Here is a 22453-nt window from a genome sequence, read left to right as displayed (position 1 = left end):
CTGCATCAACCCTTCGCACATGAAAAAAAGCCCGGCGCATGCCGGGCTTCGCAGGGTCACGCTGCCATCACTTACAGCTAAAACTGCTCGCACTTTCCACATCCCCCGTCCCGTTGTAGCGTGCCACCTTGGGGTACACGCACAGCGGGCGGCTGCGGTTGGCAGACCAGCTGGCGGGCAGCTCGGCGTTGACCAGGTTGGCGCCGGCGCCGCGTGCACGCGCCGTCACGCTGTCGGGGGCCTTGCCTTGCTCCACCCATGCGACCAGCGGGGCCAGCATGTCGAACTGGTCGGTGGCCTGGCCGCCCGAGCAGTGGTTCATGCCGGGCACCAGGAACAGGCGGGCAAACGCGTCGGCCTTGCCGCTGTGGTTGGCCTGCAGGCGGTCCATCCAGTTGGCGGTGTCCATGGGCGAGAACACGCCATCGGCCACGCCGTGGAAGACGATCATCTTGGCGCCCCGGTTCTTGAGCGCGCTCAGGTCCGTCTCGTTGGGCGGCGTCATGTAGGCCCAGGGCGATTCCGCGTACTGCGCCGTGGTGGCGAACATCTTGGGGTAGTCCGTCTCCATGCTGAAGTTCAGCGCGTACTGCAGGCCCGTGGTGGCGCCGAAGGCGGCCACGGTGCTCGGGGGCGAGGTGAAGATGAAGGCCACGGCACCGGCGTCGCGCGTGGCGGGCGAGCCGAAGTGCCAGGACGCGAAATTGGCGCCTGCAATGCCGGGGTCAAACCAGGTGCCGGTGTACAGCGCCTCGCCCTTGCTGTTCTTGGGGCCCGCGAAGATGCTGGCCAGCACGCCCTTTTGCGCGCTGGAGATGCAGGAGCCGTCGCGTGCGCCGGTGCAGGTGGGCACGTCGGTCTGCAGGTTGAAGGCCGCCTGGCAGGCTGCCACGTCGTTCACCTGGCCGTCCACCACGCCGTCCAGCGCGTCGCACTTGGCGACGATCTTGCTGCTGATGAGCTTGAACTCGGCCGGGGTCACGGCGGTGGTCAGGTCGGGCTGGCCGCTGGCGTCCTTGGTGGCCACGTTGGCGTACTGCTGGGCCTTCCACAGTTGCGTGGTGGCTGCCTTGGGCAGATGAAACCCCGGGTTGCCCGCGAGGATGCCGTCGTACTGGTCGGCATAACGCGATGCGCCCACCATGGCGTGGCGCCCGCCGTTGGAGCAGCCGGCCAGGTACGAGCGGTCGGGCGCCTTGCCGTAGGCGCTCTTGATGAGGTTCTTGGCCATGGGCGTGAGCGTGCCCACGGCCTGGTAGCCGTAGTCCAGCCGGGCCTGTGGGTCCACGCCAAAGAAGGGGGTGGGGGCGCCGTGGCCGGCGTCGGAGCTGAGCACCGCAAAGCCCTGCACCAGGCCGGGGGCGATGGGCGCGGCGCCGCTCACCGAACCCAGGGCGGTCACCACACTGCCGTCCAGGCCGCCGTTGGCCTGGTGCAGGAAGCGGCCGTTCCAGGCCACGGGCATGCGGATCTCGAAGCCGATGGCGTAGCTGGCGCCGTCCACGGGGCCGGTGCGCTCTTTCATCTTGCCCTTGACGAGGCAGTGCGCGGGCGCCTGGGTGGTCACGTTCTGCAGCGTCAGCGGGCCTTCGGGCACCAGCTCGGAGGATGTGATGCGGGTGTCGGGCAGGGCCAGGCTGGTGGCCAGCGTGGCGCAGGCTTGCAGGGTGGCGGGGGTGGCGGCCGTGAGCTGGGGCAGGGCGGCGTCGGATGACCCCCCGCAGCCCACAGCCAAGACCGCGGCGGCGGCCGATGCCGCCAGGGGGTGGGCGTGCATCCGGATTCTTCTCGTCAAGCGCATGGTGCTGTCTCCTGGTTTTTTTCGAGGCGCAAGGGAACCCGCAGCGTGGCCTCAACACGCTGTGGGGGGGGGAACACGGGGGCGGGGGTTTTGCTATTGAATAGGGAGCTGCTTGCGCTTGTCTATCCAGCGTTGGCGGCCACTGGAGGCTTGAACTCCAGGGCCTGGGCAATGCGCTGGCGCAGCATGGCCACGCGCATGTCGAACTCGGGCAGCACCCACTGGGCCAGGGCCTGGGCGGGGGCGGTCCAGCGGTCCGGGTCGCCAGGGGGCTCACTGCCGTGGCGGGCCGTGCGGATCTGGCCCCAGGCCCAGTCCAGCAGCACCAGGGCCACGGCGCGCAGGTAGTCGTCGGCCACCCAGTAGGGCAGCTCGGGGTCGGACTGCGCGGCAATCGCCAGGGTCTGCGTGATCTCGACCAGCGCGTGGCGGCGCGCGCTGGCAGCAGGGGTGGGGGCCTGCCCCGGCAGGGTGGCCAGCAGGGTGTTCAGGCCCTGGCCGCCATCGGTCAGCACCTTGCGCACCAGCAGGTCGATGGCCTGGATTTCGTTCGTGCCTTCGTAAATCATGGCCACGCGCGCGTCGCGCACGATCTGCTCAATGCCCCACTCGCGCACATAGCCGTGGCCGCCCAACACCTGCAGGCAGGCGCTGGCGCCGTGGAAAGCCTGGTCGGTGAGTGCGGCCTTGAGCACGGGCGTGACCAGGGCGCACCAGCGCTGGGCGGCGGCGCGTTCGCCCGCATCGGCGCTGTGTTTGGCCACATCCAGCTGCAGGGCCGTGTGGTAGGCCAGCACGCGGCCGCCGTCGATCCAGGCGCGCTGCGTGTGCAGGATGCGGCGGATGGCGGGGTGGTCCTGGATCAGGCTCACCGGCTCGGTGGCGCCGGGCGCGCGCATCTGGCGGCGCTCGGCCGCATAGGCGCTGGCCTTCTGCCATGCGGCTTCCAGCAGGCCGATGCCCTGCAGGCCCACATGCAGGCGTGCGGCGTTCATCATCACGAACATGGCGGCGAGGCCCTTGTTCGGCTCGCCCACCAGCCAGCCGGTGGCGTCGTCAAAGCGCATCACGCAGGTGGGGCTGCCGTGCAGGCCCATTTTTTCTTCGATGCGTTCGCACACCACGGCATTGCGGTTGCCATCGGTCAGGACTTTAGGCACGAGGAACAGCGACAGCCCTTTGGGCCCGGCGGGTGCATCGGGCAGGCGCGCCAGCACCAGGTGCACGATGTTGTCGGTGAGGTCGTGCTCGCCGCCGGAGATGAAGATCTTGCTGCCGTTCACGCGCACGCTGCCGTCGGCCTGCGGCACGCCGCGTGTGCGCACCAGGCCCAGGTCGCTGCCCGCATGGGCTTCGGTGAGGCACATGGTGGCCAGCCATTCGCCGCTGGCGACTTTTTCCAGGTACTGCGCCTTGAGTTCGTCGCTGGCGTGGTGCTTGATGCATTCATACGCCCCGTGCAGCAGGCCGGGCGCCATGGTCCAGCCGTGGTTGGCGCCGGCTAGCCATTCGAACAGCACACCTTCCAGCACGGAGGGCAGGCCCTGGCCGCCGTCTTCGGGCGCGCCGGACAGTGACGGCCAGCCTGCCTGCCAGAAGGCCTGGTAGGCGTCGCGAAACCCGGCGGGTGTGTGCACCCGGCCCGCGTCAAAGCGGCAGCCTTGCTCGTCGCCCGTGCGCTGCAGCGGGGCGATGGCGCTGTCCACAAACTTGGCGGCTTCGTCGAGCACCTGGGCCGCCAGGTCGCCATCGGTGTCGGCAAACGGCGCCAGCGCCTGCCAGCGGCTGGGGGCCTGGAGCACCTGGATGAGCAGGTGCTGGATGTCGGCAAGGGTCTGGCGGGCTTGCATGAATTGCTCTCTTATTGATAGCTTATTGCGCTTGATGGGCGGGCGCTAGAGGCTGTTTTTGTATTTTTTTGCCATGCGGCAGCCCGGACTGGGTGGCCAGTCCGGCGGTGCGGTGCAGGGGGTGTCAGGACTCTGCGGTGAAGCCGATCTTCTTGATCAGCGGGCCCCAACTGTCGTACTCGGCTTTTTGCCAACGGGCCATTTCTTCGGGCGTGGAGCCGTGCGGGATCAGGCCCACGATGGCCAGGCTGTCGATCACCGACTTCTCCTTCAGCGCTGCATTGATGGCGGCGTTGGCGGCAGCGATCACGGGCTTGGGCGTGGCGGCGGGGGCGTAGAAGCCGAACCATTCTTCGGTGGTCAGCTCGGGGAAGCCCTGTTCGGCAAACGTGGGCACGTCGGGCATGTAGATCGAGCGCTTGGGGCCCGAGGTGGCCAGGAGGCGCAGCTTGCCCGCCTTGGCATTGGCGATGAAGTCACCGTGGGGCGTGACCATGGAGGCGATCTGCCCGCCCACCACGTCCGTCACGCCGGGGATGGAGCCGCGGTAGGGCACATGGCGCAGATCCACGCCGCTGTTGATGCCCAGCAGCGCGCCCAGGAAGTGGGGCGTGGAGCCCGCACCGGGCGAGCCGTAGCTGGCGTCCTTGGGGTTGGCCTTGGCCCAGGCCAGGAAGTCCTTCACCGTCTTCACGCTGGCGGGCACCATGGGGCCCACGGCCAGGCCGTGGTGCATGATGGCGCCGATCGACACGGGCGCGAAGTCCTTGTCGGTGTAGTTCATCTTGCTGTAGATGTGCGGGTAGTTGGCAATGGCCGACACCTGCGCCAGTGCCAGCACCGAGCCGTCGGCAGGGGCTGCCTTCAAGGTCTCCAGCGCAATGCGGCCGCCCGCGCCGGGCTTGTTTTCCACCACGCCGGGGTTCTTGCTGAACGCGCTGCCGGCCCATTTTTCGGCCACGCGGCGGGCCACGGTGTCGCCCGAGCTGCCGGCCGGAAAGCCGAAGTAGACCTTGACCTGGTCCACCTGCGCATGCGCGGCAAACGGTTGCAGTGCGCCCAGCGCGGCGCTGGCGCCCAGGGCCTGGATGAAGTGACGGCGTGTGGTGGTCATGGTTTGTCTCCTGGTGTGACTGTTGAAAATCAAAAACTGTCGGGGCATGGGGCGCCCTCTCGTTATGTCGGTGCTGTGCGCCTCCCGCAGCGCATCGAAACTGGCGCTACGCAAGCCAGCGCCACCGTGGAACTGGCTTTGCCAGGCCACCGGTGGCGTCCCCCTGGGGGGATGACGCGAAGCGGCTCAGGGGGGCTTCTCATCGCGGTGCCATGCGCAGCGCGCCGTCCAGGCGGATCACCTCGCCATTGAGGTGGCCGTTGGTCACGATGTGGCAGGCCAGTTCGGCAAATTCCTCGGGCTTGCCCAGGCGCGGCGGGAAGGGAATGCTGGCCGCCAGCGACTGTTGCACGGCCTCGGGCAGCTCTTTCATCAGCGGCGTGGCAAACAGGCCGGGCGCCACGGCGCACACGCGAATGGCATGCTGCGCCAGGTCGCGCGCCATGGGCAGCGTCATGCCGGCCAGGCCGGCCTTGGAGGCGCTGTAGGCCTGCTGGCCCACCTGGCCGTCAAAGGCGGCGACCGAGGCGGTGAACACCATCACGCCGCGCTCGCCGTTGTCCAGCACCGGCAGCTTGGCGCAGGCGGCCGCAAACAGGCGGCTCACGTTGTAGCTGCCGATCAGGTTGATATTGACCACGCGCACGAAGTCTTCCAGCGGCGCGGCGCTGCCGTCGCGCTGCACCACGCGCTTGGCGCTGCCGATGCCCGCCACGTTCATGAGGATGCGGGCGGGGCCGTGGGCGGCGGCGGCCTTCTCCAGCGCGGCGGTCACGCTGGCGGCGTCGATGATGTCGCAGGGGCAGGCCACGGCGCAGCCGTCTCCAAATTCTTTGCCCATGTCGGCCGCCACTTTTTCGGCCAGCTCGGCATTGCGGTCGAGCACCGCCACCTTGGCGCCCAGGCGGGCCAGTGCGCGTGCGGTGGCCTCGCCGAGGCCCGATGCGCCGCCGGTCACGAGGGCGGCTTGTCCTTGAATCTGCATGGTGTGTCTGTCCTGTCCTGTTCTGGGTGGAGTTTCAGGCGCCGGGCTGGAGGATGCCCGGTGCCGTGCCGTCGTGCAAGGCCGTGACCAGCGCGTCGCGGTGCTTGAGCACGGCGCGCTGGTTGACGGAGCCCTTGTCGGTGATTTCGCCCTTGTCGATGGAGGGGGGCTCGGCCATCAGCAGGGCGCGCGCCACGCGGCTCGCGCTGCCGGTGGCCTCGCGGGCCAGTCCGTCCAGCACCGCCTCGATGCGCTGGCGCACGGCGGGGTGGGCCACCACGTCGGCCCAGGGCGCGTCCGGGCCCAGGCCCGCCACTTCACGGCAGGCGGGCGATGGGAACAGCAGGGCGCCCACTTCCTTCATGTTCAGGCCGGTGAGCACCACGTCCTGGATGTAGGGCGCGCCCGCCACGATGATCTTGGCCCGCATGGGGCCCACGCTCACGAAGGTGCCGGTGGAGAGCTTGAAGTCTTCGGCAATGCGGCCGTCAAACGCCAGGCCCCGGTGGATGTCGTTCTCGTCGATCCACTTCACGGCATCGCCCGTGCACAGGTAGCCCTCGTCGTCGAACGCATCGCGCGTGGCCGCGTCGGAGCGCCAGTAGCCGGGCGTGACGTTGGGGCCCCGGTAGCGCACCTCGGTCTTGCCATCCACCTCCACCAGCTTGAGCACCATGCCGGGCACGGGCGCACCGATGTGGCCGGAGCGCACGTCGGGGCTGTTGCAGAACATGGCAGATGGTGCGGATTCCGTCATGCCCAAGCCCGTGCACATCACGATGCGCTCACCAATCGCGGCCTCTTGTGTGGCGTGCAGGCTGTCCCACACCGGCTGGGCCAGGCCCGCGCCGGAGTAGAAGAACAGGCGCACGCGCGACAGCAGGGTGCTGCGCAGCTGGGCATCGGTCTTCATCGCCTCGGCAATCATTTCAAAGCCGGTGGGCACGTTGAAGTACACGGTGGGTGCGATCTCGCGCAGGTTGCGCAGGGTCTCGCCGATGAGGGCTGCCGTGGGCTTGCCGTCGTCGATGTAGAGCGTGCCGCCGTGCTGCAGCGTGAGGCCGAAGTTGTGGTTGCTGCCGAAGGTGTGGTTCCACGGCAGCCAGTCCACCAGCACGGGCGGGGCCTCGGCCAGCACGGGCAGCGACAGCGTGATCTGCTGCAGGTTGGCGCACCACATGCGCTGGGTGTTGATGACCGGCTTGGGCATCTTGGTGGAGCCGCTGGTGAACAAAAACTTCACGATGGTGCCGGGGCCGGTGGCATGCATGGCCGCATCCACGGCGGGCGTGGCCACCGTGTGTTTCAGGCTCTGGAAGGTGCTGGCCTGGCGGCCTTCGATGGCGCCCTGGGCCAGCACCACCTCCACGTCGGCGGCAATGGTGGCTGCAATGGCCTTGCCGTAGCGTGCGCCATCGGCGGCAAACACCAGGCCGGGGGTGAGGGTGTTGATGACGTGGCGCAGCTTGTCGTAGTCCTGGCTCACGGTGGCATAGGCGGGCGACACGGGGCAGTAGGGAACGCCCGCGTAGATGCAGCCCAGCGCCAGCAGCGCGTGTTCGACGGTGTTCTCGCTCAGCACCACCACCGGGCGTTCGGCGCTCAGGCCCCGGTTCAGCAAGGCCTGGCCGATGCTGCGGGCGGCTTCCAGCGCCTGGGCGTAGCTCACAGCCTGCCAGTCCCCGGTCTTGCCGCCGGGCAGCTGCTCGCGCCGCGCCAGAAAGTTGTGGTCGGGCGTGGCCTCGGCCCAGTGCACCAGATAGTCCGTCACACGCCGGGCAAAGGCGCCCAGGGGCAGGTCGGCCTGCAGGTAGCGCACGCCCGGTGCACCGTCACGCAGGCTGACGCGGGTCACGCCGAAGTTCACGGGGCGGTAGCGGGCCGGGGCGAGGGGGGTAGAGAGGTCGCTCATAAGGAGTCCAGCGGGGCGAGGTCGGGGGAGGGGCTTGGGGGAGGTACGGCGCGGGGCTCAGTCCTTGCGGACTTTTGCGGCGCGGCCTTCGAGGAAGTCGGCCAGGCGGGCTTTTGCCTCGGGCGCGCTCTGGGCGATGGCGGCCATCATGGCTTCGGTGAAGAAGCCCTGGTCGGCGGGCTGCTCGGCAATGCGGGGCAGGGCGTGCATGAGTGCGTAGTTGGTCAGCGGTGCGTTCTGCGCCACGCGCACGGCCAGCTCAAAGGCCTTGGCAAACGCCTGGCCCTCGGGCACGAGGTACTGGGCAAAGCCCACCTTCTCGCCGTCTTGCGCGTTGTAGACGCGGCCGGTGAGCATCATGTCCGTCATGCGCGCCGCACCGATGAGCTTGGGGATGCGCACCGCACCGCCGCCGCCCACGAAGATGCCACGCGAGCCTTCGGGCAGCGCGTAGAAGGTGGATTCGTCGGCCACGCGGATGTGGCAGGCGCTGGCCAGCTCCAGGCCACCGCCCACCACGGCGCCATGCAGCGCGGCGATCACGGGCACGGGGCCGTACTGCACACGCTCCAGCGCCGCATGCCACATGCGCGAGTGGTGCAGGCCCTGGCCGGCGTCGCGCTCCTTCAGCTCCGACAGGTCCAGCCCCGCGCAGAAATGCGGGCCGTCGCCATCGATGACGGCAGCGCGCACGGTGCTGGGCATTTTTTCGAACAGGTCGCGCAGCGCGAGGATCAGGCCGTCGTTCAGCGCGTTGCGTTTGGCCGCGCGGGTGAGGCGGATCACGGCCACTTCCTGGTGGTCGCCGGAGAGCTCGAAATGGATGTCTGGATGGGTCATAGAGGCTTTCGTAATGGGTGAATTGTGGTTATAGTTAATAACCAATTCAAGCAAGCCAAGCCCGTTTTTTATTGGTATTTACCCTTGATCTGCGTCATGCACCGTGGCGCATGCTGGGGGTTGAACCAGCCCAGACGGGTGCCAACCCAGGAGACACGCATGGACCACGAAAACCTGCTCGCCATCGACATCCACACGCACGCCGAGGTGAGCTGCTGGAACCCGTTTGACAACTACGGCGAGGAATACGACCGCGCCGCCGACAAATACTTCAAGAACGGCCGTCGCCCCACGATTGCCGAGACGGTGGCCTACTACCGCGAGCAGAAGATCGGCCTGGTGATGTTCACCGTGGACGCCGAGTCCAAGATGGGCCGCCGCCGCATCCCCAACGAAGAGATCGCCGAGGCGGCCAAGGCCAACAGCGACATGATGATGGCGTTTGCCAGCATCGACCCGCACAAGGGCAAGATGGGCGCGCGCGAGGCCCGCCGCCTGATCGAAGAGCATGGCATCCGGGGCTTCAAGTTCCATCCCACGGTGCAGGCCTACCACCCCTACGACAAGATGGCCTGGCCCATCTACGAGGTGATTGCTGAGTACGGCATGCCCGCCATCTTCCACACCGGCCACAGCGGCATCGGCAGCGGCATGCGCTGCGGCGGCGGCCTGCGGCTGGAATACAGCAACCCCATGCACCTGGACGATGTGGCGATCGACTTCCCCGACATGCAGATCGTCATGGCGCACCCGAGCTTTCCGTGGCAGGACGAGGCCCTCTCCGTGGCCACGCACAAGCCCAATGTCTGGATCGACCTGTCGGGCTGGAGCCCCAAATACTTCCCCAAGCAGCTGGTGCAGTACGCCAACACGCTGCTGAAGGACCGCATCCTGTTCGGCAGCGACTACCCGCTGATCACGCCCGAGCGCTGGATGAAGGACTTCCAGGAAGCGGGCTTCAAGCCCGAGGTGATGCCCGGCATCTTGAAGGGCAATGCGGTGCGGCTCTTGGGGCTGGACAAGCCGAAGCCCGCCACCGCCACCGCCTGATCAGTCATACACCTTCTGCAAAAGGCGGATCAGCGTCTTGCGCTCGGCCGCCGTGAGGCGGGCCGTGGCGTCTTCTTCGAGCTGCGCGGCGGTCTGTTCTGCCTGCGCGGTCAGCTCCACCCCGGCGGGCGTCAGGTGCACGCCCATGGCGCGCCCGTCGCTCGGGTGCGGGCGGCGCTCGATCAGGCCGCGCCGCTCCAGCGCGGCAATCAGGCCCACCATGTTGGGCGGCAGCACGTTGAGCGTGGCACACAGCTGGCGCGAGGTGAGGCCCGGGTTGTGCGCCACCAGCGACAGCACCGAAAAATCCACCACCTTCAAGTGATAGACCGCCATGCGCTCCATGAACAGCGCAATGATGGACAACGAGGCGCGGCGCGCGTTGTAGCCCACCAGTGTGCGCAGCAGGCCGGTGTCCACCGGCTCATTGGCGGGGGCTGCGGCGTCTGCGGGAGCGGCGGAAGGCGTTGATTTCTTGCGGGGGCGGGCGCTGGACATGGGGGGATTGTGCCGGCCGCCGCGCGCGGGCGCGGGCCATGTTCGCCGGGTTTGATAAAAATCAGGCGCTGCGGCGGGCGGGGAAAGCGCTATGTGCTATCAATTTAATACTGAATGGATGGCGTGGCGGTTCAGCCCGGGCTGCGCAGCACACGCCGGTATTGCACGGCCTCGGCCACGTGGCGGACCTCGGTGGTGACCGCGCCTGCCAGGTCGGCGATGGTGCGGGCCACCTTCAGGGCGCGGTGCGTGCTGCGGGCCGACCAGCCCAGGCGGGCGGCGGCCGTGTTGAGGAACTTGGCGGCGGTGTCGTCCAGCTGCAGGTGGGTGTCGATGGCCTGCCCTTGCAGCGCCTGGTTGGTGCAGCCCTGGCGCGCCAGGGCGGCCGCGCGGGCGCGCTCCACCCGGGCCCGGATGGTGGCGGTGGCCTCGCCCGCAGGGGCCTGCACCAGCTGGTCGGCGGGCAGGGCGGGCACCTCCACATGCAGGTCGATGCGGTCCAGCAGCGGGCCGCTGAGCTTGGCCTGGTAGCGGTTCACCTGGTCGGGCGTGCAGCGGCAGGCGCGCTGGGCCGAGCCCAGGAAGCCGCAGGGGCAGGGGTTCATGGCCGCAATCATCTGGAACCGGGCGGGATAGTCCGCGCGCTGGGCCGCTCGCGCGATGGTGATGTGGCCGGTTTCGAGCGGTTCGCGCAGGGCCTCCAGCGCGGCCCGGGGAAACTCCGGCAATTCGTCCAGAAAAAGCACGCCCTGGTGGGCCAGGGAGATTTCGCCAGGGCGGGGCGGCGAGCCGCCGCCCACCAGGGCCACCGCGCTGGCCGTGTGGTGGGGCTGGCCGGTGGGCCGCTGGCCCCAGGCCTCGGGGCGAAAGCGCCCGGCCAGGCTGGCAATGGCGGCGCTCTCCAGGGCCTCCTGCACGGTCATCGCGGGCAGCAGGCCGGCAAAGCGCAGCGCCAGCATGGATTTGCCCGAGCCCGGCGGGCCGGCCATGAGCACGCTGTGCCCCCCGGCCGCGGCGATCTCCAGCGCGCGCTTGGGCGCAGCCTGGCCTTTCACGTCGGCCATGTCGGGGCCGGTGGTGCAGGCGGCCATGGGGGTGGGCTGCAGGCGGGTCCAGCCGTCGTTGGCGATATCGGCGTCGCCGCCCGCCACGCTGCCCGGCGGCAGAAAGGCGCGCACCACGTCGAGCAGGTGGCGGGCGCGCTCCACCTGGGCGGCGGGCACCAGGGCGGCCTCTTCGGCGCTGCCCGGGGGCAGCACGAGCTGGGCGTCGATCTGCTGCGTCTGCAGCGCCAGGCTGGTGGCGAGTGCGCCGCGCACCGGGCGCAGCGCGCCCGACAGCGACAGCTCGCCCGCAAACTCGTAGCCCGCCAGGCGGCTGGCATCCACCTGGCCGCTGGCCGCGAGGATGCCCAGCGCAATCGGCAGATCGAAGCGGCCGGAGTCCTTGGGCAGGTCGGCCGGGGCGAGGTTGACGGTGATCCTCTTGTTGTGCGGAAACTCCAGCCCCGCGTTCTGCAGGGCCGAGCGCACGCGCTCGCGCGCCTCTTTCACCTCCACCTCGGCCAGCCCCACCAAAGTGAAGCTGGGCAAACCATTGGCCAAATGCACTTCCACGGTGACAGCAGGCGCCTGCATCCCCAGAAGGGCGCGGCTTTGCACCAAAGCAAGACTCATGAAGCGATTTCTCCCCAGATGGGTGCGTTTTGTGGTGATTTGGCGGGGTGCGGTGGCTTTTTGCACCAGTTGGGTGCAACATGGCCGGCGCATCCACCGCCACTGTACTGGGGATTGTTGTAACGCAACGCAACGGTGCGCGGCCCCGTGCACCGCAGAGTGGCACGGTCCGTGCTTAAAGCGCATGTCCCTACTTTGTCCAACCGGAGGAAACATGACCCGCGCCATCATCAAGACCCTGGGCGTTGCCCTTGTTGCAACCCTTCCCATGCTGGCCAGTGCCCAGCTCACCGGCAACGTCAGCCTGACTACGAACTACAAGTTCCGTGGCCAGGACCAGGACGCCTCCAAGGTCAAAGCCGTCAAGCCCGCGCTGCAAGGCGGTTTTGACTACGCCTTCGGCGAAACCGGCTTCTACGTCGGCAACTGGAACTCCAGCGTGAACTGGCTGTCGGGCAACTCCATCGAATCCGATGTCTACGGCGGCTACAAGTTCAAGGCCGGCGATGTGGATCTGGACGTGGGCGCCCTGACCTACATCTACCCCGGCAACAGCAAAGGCAACACCACCGAGGTCTATGGCGCCGCCACCTTCGGCCCCGTGACGGCCAAGTACTCGCACACCCTGTCCAAGGACTACTTCGACTACGCCGGTTCCGGCAAGGGCCGCAACACCGGCTACCTGAACCTGGCATTCGCCCAGGAAGTGGCTCCCAAGATCACGCTGAAGGCCTCGGTGGGCTTCACCCGCTTTGGTGGCGACATCACGGCCCCCAACTTCATGGACTACAGCGTGGGCGGTGCCTACGATTTCGGCTCGGGCGTGTCGCTGGGCGCTGCCGTGGTGGGCGCCAACAAGAAGGACTACTTCGGTCCCGTCAACAAGTCGCGCGTGATCGTCACGCTCACCAAAACCCTGTAAGTCTCAATGGGCGCCGCTGGCGCCCATTCCGGAGGATCTGAAAATGAAAATGGTGACAGCCATCATCAAGCCCTTCAAGCTCGACGAGGTGCGTGAAGCACTCTCCGACATCGGCGTGCAAGGCATCACGGTAACCGAGGTCAAGGGCTTTGGCCGCCAGAAGGGCCACACCGAGCTGTACCGCGGTGCAGAGTACGTGGTGGACTTTCTCCCCAAGGTCAAGATCGAAGCCGCCATCGCGGACGACCTGGTGGACCGCGTGATCGAGTCCATCGAAAGCGCCGCGCGCACCGGCAAGATCGGCGACGGCAAGATTTTCGTGACCCACCTGGAGCAGGTGGTGCGCATCCGCACGGGCGAAACCGGCAAGGAAGCCCTGTAAGGGCCCGGCTGCTACAGACACAAGAGAAGAAATGCCATGAAAAAACTGCTTGCTTCCTTCATTCTGGGGCTCGGTCTGCTGACCATGGGCAATCTGTCCCTGGCCCAGGCCCCTGCCGCCACCGAGCCGGCCGCCGCTGCACCTGCGGCGGCTGCGCCTGCTGCGGATGCTGCTGCGCCCGCAGCCGCTGCAGCGGCCCCCGCCGCAGCCACTGCCGCCGCTCCTGCGGCGGCGGCTGCCGAAGCCCCCGTGCCGGTCCCCAACAAGGGCGATACCGCCTGGATGATGACCTCCACCCTCCTCGTGATCCTCATGGTCCTGCCTGGCCTGGCGCTGTTCTACGGCGGCCTGGTGCGCAGCAAGAACATGCTGTCCGTGCTGATGCAGGTGATGGTCACGTTCTCGCTGATCGTGGTGCTGTGGTTCCTCTACGGCTACAGCCTGGCCTTCACCGAAGGCGGCGCCTTCATCGGCGGCTTCGACCGCCTGTTCATGAAGGGCATCTGGGACAACGCCGCCGGCACGTTTGCCAATGCGGCCACGTTCAGCAAGGGCGTCGTGATTCCTGAAGTGGTGTTCGCGGCCTTCCAGGCCACGTTCGCCGGCATCACCTGCGCCCTGATCGTGGGGGCGTTCGCCGAGCGCATCAAGTTCAGCGCTGTCATGCTGTTCATGGTGCTGTGGTTCACCTTCAGCTACCTGCCGATTGCCCACATGGTGTGGTTCTGGGCCGGCCCGGATGCCTACGTCAGCAAGGAAGTGGTGGACAAGGTCAACGCCACGGCCGGCTACATCTGGCAGTCCGGCGCGCTGGACTTCGCCGGCGGCACCGTGGTGCACATCAACGCCGCTGTCGCGGGCCTGGTGGGCGCGTTCATGGTGGGCAAGCGCATCGGCTACGGCCGTGAAGCCATGGCGCCTCACAGCCTGACGCTGACCATGGTGGGCGCCTCGCTGCTGTGGGTGGGCTGGTTCGGCTTCAACGCCGGCTCGGCACTGGAAGCCAACGGCTTTGCCGCCCTGGCCTTCATCAACACGCTGGTGGCCACCGCCGCCGCCGTGCTGGCCTGGTGCATGGGTGAAGCGCTGATGCGCGGCAAGGCCTCGATGCTGGGTGCCGCCTCGGGTGCCGTGGCCGGCCTCGTGGCCATCACGCCTGCCGCTGGCAACGTCGGTATCGGCGGTGCCCTGGTGATCGGCCTCGTGGGCGGCTTTGCCTGCCTGTGGGGTGTGAACGGCCTCAAGAAGCTGCTGGGCGCGGACGACTCGCTCGACGTGTTCGGCGTGCACGGCATCGGCGGCATCGTGGGGGCCCTGCTGACCGGCGTGTTCAACGCGCCTGGCCTGGGTGGCCCGGGCTATGTGGCTGACTGGGTGACGGCTTCCATGGTCACCGCCGCCGACTACTCCATCGCTGCCCAGGTGTGGACGCAGGCCAAGGCCGTGCTGCTGACCATCGTGTGGTCGGGTGTGGTGTCCTTCGTGGCCTACAAGATCGTTGACCTGACGGTGGGCCTGCGTGTCTCGGAAGAAGACGAACGCGAAGGCCTGGACATCACCTCGCACGGCGAAACGGCGTACAACCGCTGATCCGCTGCTTGCGCCCTACGCGCTGCGGTGTCTGGTGGCACCGTGGCGTGGTAAGCAGAACAACAAGCGAGTTACTCTTCTCGGTTCTTTGGCCCGCCGACCACCGGCGGGCCTTTTTCGTGCCGGCAGGGGCTCGCGGGTTGTCTTTGGCGGCGGGGGCTTGGCGCCCCCTGCCGGCCCGCCACCAGGCCGTTGCCCTTCACAAGCGCTGTTCAAAAAATTCACGCGCCCTGCCTGCCGTGCCGCACACCGCTGCCGCTACGATGCACGGATGGATTTTTCCCTTGCCCCGATTGCCGAGCGTGTGCGTGCCGCTGCGGCCGACCAGACCCCGTTGCGCATCCGTGGCGGGGGCACCAAGGACTTCCATGGCCTGGCCCTGCACGGCGAGGTGCTCGACACCCGGGGGCTGCGCGGCATCGTGAGCTACGAGCCCAGCGAGCTGGTCGTCACCGTGCGCGCCGGCACGCCGCTGGCCGAGCTGGAAGCCGCCTTGGCCGAGCGTGGCCAGTGCCTGCCGTTTGAGCCGCCCCATTTCTCCAAAGGCCCGCAAGAAGCCGCCACCGTGGGCGGCATGGTGGCGGCAGGCCTGTCGGGCCCCGCCCGCGCCAGCGTGGGCGCGGTGCGCGACTACCTGCTGGGCGTGACGGTGCTCAACGGCAAAGGCGAACTGTTGACCTTCGGCGGCCAGGTCATGAAAAACGTCGCGGGGTATGACGTGTCCCGCCTCATGGCGGGCGCCTGGGGCACGCTGGGCCTGCTGACCGAGGTGAGCCTCAAGGTGCTGCCCGTGGCGCCCGGCGAGGCCACGCTCCGGTTCGAGGGCATCGCCCAGGCCGGCGCCCTGCGCCGGCTGCACGCCTGGGGCGGCCAGCCGCTGCCGCTCAACGCCAGCTGCTGGGTGCCGGATGAAGGCGTGGGCACGCTGTATGTGCGCCTGCGCGGCGCCGTGGCGGCGGTGGAGGCCGCGTGCAAGACCATGGGTGGCACGCGCATGGACGACAACGCCGCCGTGGCCGCCGACTGGGCCGCCTGCCGCGAGCAGACCCTGCCCTGGTTCAGCGCTCGCGCCGCGCACCCCGAGCACGCGCTGTGGCGCCTGTCCGTGCCCGCTACCGCTCCGGTGCTGGCCCTGCCCGGCGGTGCCGAGCCGCTGGTGGAGTGGCATGGCGCACTGCGCTGGGTGCAGGCCCCCGAATCGGCGGGTGAGGCCCTGCGCGAAGCTGCACAAGCCGTGGGCGGAAATGCTTCTGTTTTTGTAGCTGCTGGCGCAGGTGGCACCAGCGCAAAAGGCATATTCGATCTTCAATCCAGGGCGTTGGAGCAGATCCACGCGCGGCTCAAGCACAGCTTTGACCCGGCCGGCATCTTCAACCCGGGCCGGGTGGCGCGGGCCTGGTAGGCGCTGCCGCAGCCACCGCATACCGACCCCGCATGAAACGCCTGCGCCACCTCACCGGACACCGCCGCACGGTGGCCAGCAACCGCGTGCTGGGCCTGCTGCTGGCCTTCAATGCGGGGGCCGTGAATGCCGGCGGGTTCCTGGTGGTGCACCTGTACACCTCGCACATGACCGGCTTTTTGTCCTCGCTGGCCGACAACCTGGTGCTGGGCCAGATGAAGCTGGTGCTGGGTGCCATCGGCGCGCTGTGGGCCTTCCTGTCGGGCGCGGGCACCACGGCCATCATGGTCAACTGGGCGCGCCAGCGCAGGCTGCGCAGCACCTATGCGCTGCCGCTGCTGCTCGAAGCCGTGCTCATGCTGCTGTTCGGCCTGGTGGGCGCGATCACGCTCAGCTGGCCCACGCCGTTTGCCGTGCCGCTCACGGTGCTGCTGCTGTCCTTCATCATGGGCCTGCAGAACGCCACGGTGACCAAGATGTCCTCGTCCCAGATCCGCACCACGCACATGACGGGCGTGGTGACCGACCTGGGCATCGAGATGGGCAAGATGCTCTACTGGAACCGCACGGGCACCGCGCCCGAGTCGCAGGTGCGCGCCAACCAGGCCCGGCTGCGGCTGTTTGCCGGGCTGCTGGGGATGTTCCTGGTGGGGGGCATCGCGGGGGCCGCGGGCTTCAAACATGTGGGGTTTGTGTTTGTGGTGCCGCTGGCGCTGGTGCTGCTGGCCCTGTCCCTGCCCCCGCTGTGGGCCGACCGCGCGCGGCTGCACCACCCCTGGCGCAAGGCGCTTGTGCAGGGCGCGCAAATCGACCCGCCGCTGGACCCGCCGGCCGCGCGCTGAATCCGTTCTGAACTCTCTTTCCGCTTCCCCGCCCAGGCATGCACCATGCAAACCCAGCTTTCTCCTGAATACCGCGCCCGCGCCGATGGCCTCGCGGCCGAATCCATCCTGCGCAAATGTGTGCACTGCGGCTTCTGCACGGCCACCTGCCCCACCTACCAATTGCTGGGCGACGAGCTGGACGGCCCGCGCGGCCGGATCTACCTCATCAAGCAGGTGCTCGAAGGCGAAACGCCCACGCGCAAGACCCAGATGCACCTGGACCGGTGCCTCACCTGCCGCAACTGCGAAAGCACCTGCCCCAGCGGCGTGCAATACGGCCACCTGGTGGACATCGGCCGCAAGATCGTGGACGAGAAAGTGCCGCGCCCCCTGGGCGAAAAGGCCCTGCGCTGGGCGCTGAAGGAAGGCCTGCCCTCGCCCCTGTTCGCCCCCGCGATGAAGGCCGGGCAAATGGTGCGCGGCCTGCTGCCCGAGGCCCTGAAGGCCAAGGTGCCTGCACCGCAGGACGCCGGGGCCTGGCCCACGCGCGTGCATGCCCGCAAGGTGCTCATGCTCGCGGGTTGCGTGCAGCCGGCCATGATGCCGAATATCAACACGGCCACCGCGCGCGTGCTCGACGCCGTGGGCATCCAGACCGTGGTGGCTGCCAAGGCGGGCTGCTGCGGTGCCGTCAAGTTCCACCTCAACGACCAGGAGGGCGGCATGGCCGAGATGCGCGCCAACATCGATGCCTGGTGGCCGCTGGTCGAATCTGGCGAGGTCGAGGCCATCGTCATGAACGCCTCGGGCTGCGGCGTCACCGTCAAGGAGTATGGACACATCCTGAAGGACGACCCCCGGTACGCGGCCCAGGCCGCGCGCATCAGCGCCCTCACGCGCGACCTCTCGGAGCTGCTGCCGGCCCTGCTGCCCGAGCTGGCCGCCAAGCTGCAGGGCCGCGTGCAGCAGCCCGGCACGCTCTACGCCTACCACCCGCCCTGCACCCTGCAGCACGGCCAGAAGCTGCGCGGCGGCGTCGAGGCGCACCTGAACCAGCTCGGCTTTCAGCTGCGCACCGCACGCAACGACGCCCACCTGTGCTGCGGCTCGGCAGGCACCTATTCAGTGTTGAACCCCGACCTGTCGTACCCACTGCGCGACCGCAAGCTGGGCGTGCTGGCCGAGGCCTTCGGCGATCAGCCGCCCGATGTGATCCTGTCGGCCAACATCGGCTGCATCACCCACCTGCAAAGCGGCACGGGCACACCGGTGCGGCACTGGGTGGAGGTGCTGGACGAGGCGCTGCGCACCCCGTGACAGGGCCCCGGTCGGGGGGCTCCGGCCCTGCTGCGCAGTCCCCCATCCGGGGCCGTTGGCGGCACGCCGGTGCAACGCTGGCATGATTGAGGGTTTTGTCGCTTCCCATTCGCCCCCGAACCGCATTGCCATGACCGACTCCGCGTCCGCACAAGAACAACCCCACGCAGCCCCTGCCGCCCCCGTGGCCGCGCCTGTGGTGGCCGAGGCTGCCGCCTCCGTGGCAACCGCTGCGCCTGCCGATGAAGCCGGTGCGCCCCAGCCGCAGCGCAAAGGCGGATCCCGCCGGGGGGGCCGCAACCGCCGCAAGCCCGAGGGGCGCCCGGCGCCCGAAGGGGCGACCGAGGGCGCACCCCAGGCCGCTGCGCCCGGCGCAGCCCCGCGTGCGCCCCAGCGCGTGCACCCGGCGCTGGAGCAGTTGGCGGCGTTGTACCCGCACCTGTTCGGCGCCGTGTTCCGCCCGCTCAAGCGCGGCATCTTCCAGGACATCCTGGCCCAGCATGCCGAGCAGTTCGAGCGCGAGGCGCTCAAGGTGGCGCTGGGCCTGCACACCCGCTCCACGCGCTACCTGCAAAGCGTGGCGGCGGGCGACAAGCGCCACGATCTGCAAGGCCAGCCGGTGGAAACCATGGCGCCCGAGCATGTGCACCATGCGCTGCTGGAGGTGTACCGCCGCAAGAAGGCCCGCGCCACCGACGACCTGCTGCCCAAGCTGCGCAACCGCATGATGGCTGCGTTCGAGGCCTCGGGCCTCGCGCGCGAGGCCTACACCGAGCTGGTGCAAAGCCGTGACGAAGCCGCCAATGCCCTCCTCGAAGAGGCCTTTGCCGAATGGGCCGCCCGCAACGCCAAGGACGAAGCCCTGCTGCGCGCGTTTGAAGCCAGCGGCCAGACGCTCGACGCCTTTGCCGACATGTACGGCCTGGTGCCCCGCACCGTGGGCCAGCAGCTTGAACGCGCACGCCGCCTGGCTGCCGCGCGGGCGGCGGATGCCGCCGCCGTTGCTGCTGCTCCAGCGGCATCAGCGGCATCCGCTGATGAGGGGACCGCAGCGGCGGAGCCATCGGCTGCGGCCCCGGCCCAGGACCGCTGACGCCGGGCACGCCCTTCGTGTCTGCCACCCCCGTCCGCCTGATCTTCCTGCCCGGTGTGGGCGGCAACCCGGCGTTCTGGCGGCCGGCCTCGGCCGCGATCACGCTCCCGGCCGAGCGCGTGCTGCTCGGCTGGCCGTGGTTTGGGTTGGCATCGGCGACGGACATGCCGCCGAACGCGGCGGGCCGCATGCAGGACCTGGTCGACGCGGTCACGCCGCACATGGACCAGCCCTGTGCACTGGTCGCCCAGTCCCTGGGGGGCGTGGTGGCGGTGCTGGCCGCCCTGCAGCGGCCCGAACATCTCACGCACCTGGTGCTCGTGGCCACGTCCGGCGGTGTGCCGATCGACGACCTGCGCCCGCACGACTGGCGCCCTGATTTCATGCGCTCGAACCCCGCCTTCCCGGCGTGGATGGCCCAGGAGCGCTGGAACCTGGCACCGCAGCTGGCATCGGTGCGCCCACCCACCTTGCTGCTGTGGGGCGATGCCGACCCCATCAGCCCCGTGGCGGTGGGCGAGCGCCTGCAGGGCTTGCTGCCCCGTGCGCAGCTGCACGTGCTGCCGGGCGGCGCCCACGACCTGGCCCAGACCCACGCCGAGGCGGTGGCAGGGCATATCAGCCACCACCTGCAGGCGGGCGCCGAGACCGCCTAGAATCCTGGTGCGACCCGGTTCATGGGTTGCCGTAAGCGTTTACGTCAATCAACGTGCCAACCAACGCCGGCCCTGCCGGGGTGGTGGCCCCCAGCCTGCAGATGCTGCAGGGCGGGGGCGGCACCTTGCTTGACCGGTTTGCTTTCTGGAACTTCAATGAACCAACCTTCTTCGCTCCCCCCGTCTCCCCGCCAGACCTTTCTCGGGCTGCCCAAGCTGCCCGCACGCTCGGCGGCCTGGGTCATGCCGCTGCTGCTGTCGCTGCTCATGACCTTCATCGTGTCCCTGATCAGCACCGTGCGCGTGGCGGGCTTCTCGCTGGACCTCCCGCGCCTGTGGCTGAGTTCCTGGGCGCTGTCCTGGGTCGTGGCCTTCCCCACGCTGCTGCTGGTGCTGCCGGTGGTGCGCCGCGCCACGGCGGCCCTCGTTGAGCAGCTGGGCTGACCCGGAGCAGGGCGGGCAGCGGGCGCCTGCACGCCGGCGCCCGCTGCGCCCACCCCGGGGGCGCCGGAGTGGGCAGCATGACGCTGCTGACATCAGGCTGTCAGCAGCGTGCACGCACCATGCCTCTCTCGCACGGCGCCATCGGCCCGGGCGTCGATTTCATCCACTGTAGAGAGAGGACCTGCCATGACCACCATCACCACCACCCCACCCACCCCCCTCCAGATCCCCGCGTTCAGCGTGGCCGGCATCGGCGTGCGCACGCGCAACAGCGAAGAGATGAACCCCGCCGTCGCACGCCTGGGCGACCTGTGGAGCCGGTTTTTCAGCCAGAGCTGGGAGCGCAAGCTGCCCAGCCGGGGCGACGACGGCCGCATCTTTGGCGTGTACAGCGGCTATGAATCGAACGAGCATGGCGCTTTCGACGTGACCGCCGGCGTGGCTGTGGCCGAGCCGGACCTGGTGCAGAAGACCGTGCCGGGGGCGAGCCGCATTGACATCGAGGCGGGCGACTACCTGGTCTTCAGCGGCGAGGGCGACATGCCGCAGATGGTGATCGACACCTGGGTCCGCATCTGGCACTACTTTGCCGAGAACCCGCAGGTGCAGCGCCGCTTCGGCACCGACTTCGAGGCCTACGAGGGGCCCGACAAGGTGGCCATCCATGTGGGCGTGAAGCCATAAGACATCTTCTGGGAAGGTGCTATTTATTTGGTAGCTGCTGGCGCTTGTGTAGCTAGCGCCAGCAGGCCAAAATCCTGGAAGAAAAACGGAATCCCACCCATGCGCCGCGCCGACCGCCTTTTCCAGATCGTCCAGCTCATCCGGGGCCGGCGCCTGTCCACGGCCGCCTTCCTGGCCGAGCGGCTCGAAGTCTCTGCGCGCACCATCTACCGCGATGTGGCGGACCTGCAGCACCAGGGCGTGCCCATTGAGGGCGAGGCCGGCGTGGGCTACCGCCTGGGCGCGGGCTTCGAGCTGCCGCCCCTGATGTTCAGCCAGGGCGAGGCCAATGCGCTGGTTGCGGCCGCGCGGCTGGCCCAGGCCTGGCTGGACGCCGGCCTGGCGCGCGAGGTGGAAGGGGCGCTCCACAAGATCCTGTCGGTGCTGCCCCCGGCCGCGCGCGTGGCCGCCGAGGCGCAGGCGCTGTACGCCCCTTCGGTGGGGCTGGACCCGCGGGCCCAGGCCACCCTGCAGGCGCTGCGCGAGGCGGTGCACAGCCGCCATGTGGTGCAGATCGACTACGCCGATGTGCACGGCCGCCCCAGCCTGCGCCGCCTGCGGCCGCTGGGTTGCTTCTACTGGGGCAAGGTCTGGACGCTGTCGGCCTGGTGCGAGCTGCGCAATGACTTCCGGGGCTTTCGCATCGACCGCATCGTGGACCTGGCGGTGCTGGACGAACAGTTCCGCCAGGAGCCCGGCAAGACCCTGGCCGACATGCTGCGCAAGGTGGAGGCGGAGATGGACTCGCGGCCGCCGGAATGGCCGCCGGCGCAGGTGCCCGGGTTGAACGCCTGAGCGGCGCTGCGGTGGTGACGCGGGCGGGAGGGTGGCCGCTTTTGGGGCTGGCCCGCACAATGCGTGCATGACCCACCCTCCACCAGCACTGGTGCTGCGTTCCGCAGTCCCAGGCGACATCCCCCGACTCGCGCGAGTGTGGCGTGCCTCCTGGGGGTCTGCCAACCCGGCGGTGCAGACCGTGGCGCCTCTGGCGCACTGGGAGGCGCGGGCGAGTGCGGAATTTGGCCCGCCTTGCACCACCGTGCTGGTGGAACGCGGCCACGCCGTGCAGGGCTTTGTGGTGCTGGACCAGACCCTGGGCCATCTGCACCAGCTCTTCGTGGCGCCCGAGGCACAGGGCCACGGCCTGGGGGCGGCCTTGGTGCAGCAAATCTGCGAGCACTTTTGTCCCCGGGGATGGACGTTGCATGTGGCAACGGGCAACCAGGGGGCCCGGCGTTTCTATGCACGGTGCGGGCTGGTTGAGGAAGGCATCGACCGGCACCCACAGACGGGCCGGGAGCGCGTGTTGTGCCGCTGGGCTCCGCCAGCCCTTAGAACAGGTTTCTAGGGGCGGTGCGCCTGCCTGCAGGCACC

General features: G+C 68.8%; 21 protein-coding genes. 13 read left to right on the top strand and 8 right to left on the bottom strand.

The window, feature by feature from the left end:
• Nucleotides 1-67 precede the first annotated feature (67 nt).
• From DBV10_RS13325 to DBV10_RS13300, 6 genes are all read right to left on the bottom strand, one after another.
• Complete coding sequence (locus DBV10_RS13325; protein ID WP_124514103.1) at nt 68-1777, bottom strand: tannase/feruloyl esterase family alpha/beta hydrolase; 1710 nt, start codon at nt 1775-1777, stop codon at nt 68-70.
• Nucleotides 1778-1923: 146 nt separating this feature from the next.
• Nucleotides 1924-3651 carry an acyl-CoA dehydrogenase family protein gene (locus DBV10_RS13320; protein WP_124514102.1) on the bottom strand — a complete coding sequence of 576 codons (1728 nt, stop codon included), beginning with the start codon at nt 3649-3651 and terminating at the stop codon, nt 1924-1926.
• A gap of 124 nt (nt 3652-3775) precedes the next feature.
• A complete protein-coding gene (locus tag DBV10_RS13315; protein WP_124514101.1) occupies nt 3776-4765 on the bottom strand; it encodes a Bug family tripartite tricarboxylate transporter substrate binding protein in 990 nt (329 codons plus the stop codon).
• A gap of 199 nt (nt 4766-4964) precedes the next feature.
• Nucleotides 4965-5750, bottom strand: a complete 786-nt coding sequence (locus DBV10_RS13310; RefSeq protein WP_124514100.1) for an SDR family NAD(P)-dependent oxidoreductase — start codon at nt 5748-5750, stop codon at nt 4965-4967.
• Nucleotides 5751-5784: 34 nt separating this feature from the next.
• Nucleotides 5785-7662 carry a feruloyl-CoA synthase gene (locus tag DBV10_RS13305; RefSeq protein WP_124514099.1) on the bottom strand — a complete coding sequence of 626 codons (1878 nt, stop codon included), beginning with the start codon at nt 7660-7662 and terminating at the stop codon, nt 5785-5787.
• Nucleotides 7663-7719: 57 nt separating this feature from the next.
• A complete protein-coding gene (locus tag DBV10_RS13300; RefSeq protein WP_124514098.1) occupies nt 7720-8502 on the bottom strand; it encodes a crotonase/enoyl-CoA hydratase family protein in 783 nt (260 codons plus the stop codon).
• Between the two features lie 159 nt (nt 8503-8661).
• Here DBV10_RS13300 and DBV10_RS13295 point away from each other — a divergent pair, with 159 nt between their 5' ends.
• Nucleotides 8662-9552: an amidohydrolase family protein gene (locus tag DBV10_RS13295; protein ID WP_124514097.1), complete on the top strand. Its 891-nt coding sequence runs from the start codon at nt 8662-8664 to the stop codon at nt 9550-9552.
• Here the strand turns inward: DBV10_RS13295 and DBV10_RS13290 are convergent, their stop codons facing one another.
• Together DBV10_RS13290 and DBV10_RS13285 are read right to left on the bottom strand one after the other, a co-directional pair.
• The gene (locus DBV10_RS13290) at nt 9553-10050 is read right to left on the bottom strand and encodes a MarR family winged helix-turn-helix transcriptional regulator (RefSeq protein WP_124514096.1); all 498 of its coding nucleotides are present in this window, start codon (nt 10048-10050) and stop codon (nt 9553-9555) included.
• A gap of 131 nt (nt 10051-10181) precedes the next feature.
• Nucleotides 10182-11726 (bottom strand): YifB family Mg chelatase-like AAA ATPase, encoded by a 1545-nt coding sequence (locus tag DBV10_RS13285; protein WP_124514095.1) that lies wholly within the window; start codon nt 11724-11726, stop codon nt 10182-10184.
• A gap of 214 nt (nt 11727-11940) precedes the next feature.
• On the opposite strand from DBV10_RS13285, the gene DBV10_RS13280 reads away from it, so the two are divergent.
• The 12 genes from DBV10_RS13280 (at nt 11941) to DBV10_RS13225 (ending at nt 22427) form a co-directional block, all read left to right on the top strand.
• Entirely contained in the window at nt 11941-12648 is a 708-nt protein-coding gene (locus tag DBV10_RS13280) for a TorF family putative porin (protein ID WP_124514094.1), read from the top strand.
• A gap of 43 nt (nt 12649-12691) precedes the next feature.
• Complete coding sequence (glnK, locus tag DBV10_RS13275) at nt 12692-13030, top strand: P-II family nitrogen regulator (protein WP_108615702.1); 339 nt, start codon at nt 12692-12694, stop codon at nt 13028-13030.
• Between the two features lie 36 nt (nt 13031-13066).
• On the top strand, nt 13067-14620 hold the full coding sequence (gene amt, locus DBV10_RS13270; protein ID WP_124514093.1) for an ammonium transporter: 1554 nt from the start codon (nt 13067-13069) through the stop codon (nt 14618-14620).
• 271 nt (nt 14621-14891) lie between these two features.
• The gene (gene glcE, locus DBV10_RS13265) at nt 14892-16022 is read left to right on the top strand and encodes a glycolate oxidase subunit GlcE (RefSeq protein ID WP_124514092.1); all 1131 of its coding nucleotides are present in this window, start codon (nt 14892-14894) and stop codon (nt 16020-16022) included.
• Between the two features lie 32 nt (nt 16023-16054).
• A complete protein-coding gene (locus DBV10_RS13260; RefSeq protein WP_124514091.1) occupies nt 16055-16864 on the top strand; it encodes a YoaK family protein in 810 nt (269 codons plus the stop codon).
• A 45-nt stretch (nt 16865-16909) separates the two neighbouring features.
• The gene (gene glcF, locus DBV10_RS13255; RefSeq protein WP_124514090.1) at nt 16910-18163 is read left to right on the top strand and encodes a glycolate oxidase subunit GlcF; all 1254 of its coding nucleotides are present in this window, start codon (nt 16910-16912) and stop codon (nt 18161-18163) included.
• A 130-nt stretch (nt 18164-18293) separates the two neighbouring features.
• Nucleotides 18294-19256 carry a ProQ/FINO family protein gene (locus DBV10_RS13250; protein ID WP_233589910.1) on the top strand — a complete coding sequence of 321 codons (963 nt, stop codon included), beginning with the start codon at nt 18294-18296 and terminating at the stop codon, nt 19254-19256.
• A 17-nt stretch (nt 19257-19273) separates the two neighbouring features.
• On the top strand, nt 19274-19912 hold the full coding sequence (locus tag DBV10_RS13245) for an alpha/beta fold hydrolase (protein ID WP_124514088.1): 639 nt from the start codon (nt 19274-19276) through the stop codon (nt 19910-19912).
• A gap of 156 nt (nt 19913-20068) precedes the next feature.
• Entirely contained in the window at nt 20069-20356 is a 288-nt protein-coding gene (locus DBV10_RS13240; RefSeq protein WP_124514087.1) for a DUF2798 domain-containing protein, read from the top strand.
• 186 nt (nt 20357-20542) lie between these two features.
• The gene (locus tag DBV10_RS13235; RefSeq protein ID WP_124514086.1) at nt 20543-21040 is read left to right on the top strand and encodes a GyrI-like domain-containing protein; all 498 of its coding nucleotides are present in this window, start codon (nt 20543-20545) and stop codon (nt 21038-21040) included.
• Nucleotides 21041-21139: 99 nt separating this feature from the next.
• A complete protein-coding gene (locus DBV10_RS13230; protein ID WP_124514085.1) occupies nt 21140-21874 on the top strand; it encodes a YafY family protein in 735 nt (244 codons plus the stop codon).
• A 67-nt stretch (nt 21875-21941) separates the two neighbouring features.
• Nucleotides 21942-22427: a GNAT family N-acetyltransferase gene (locus DBV10_RS13225; RefSeq protein WP_124514084.1), complete on the top strand. Its 486-nt coding sequence runs from the start codon at nt 21942-21944 to the stop codon at nt 22425-22427.
• Nucleotides 22428-22453: the final 26 nt, after the last annotated feature.

It is taken from the genome of Acidovorax sp. FJL06 (genome assembly GCF_003852545.1).
GTDB lineage: Bacteria > Pseudomonadota > Gammaproteobacteria > Burkholderiales > Burkholderiaceae_C > Acidovorax.
This window is presented reverse-complemented; position numbering and strand designations above follow the sequence as displayed.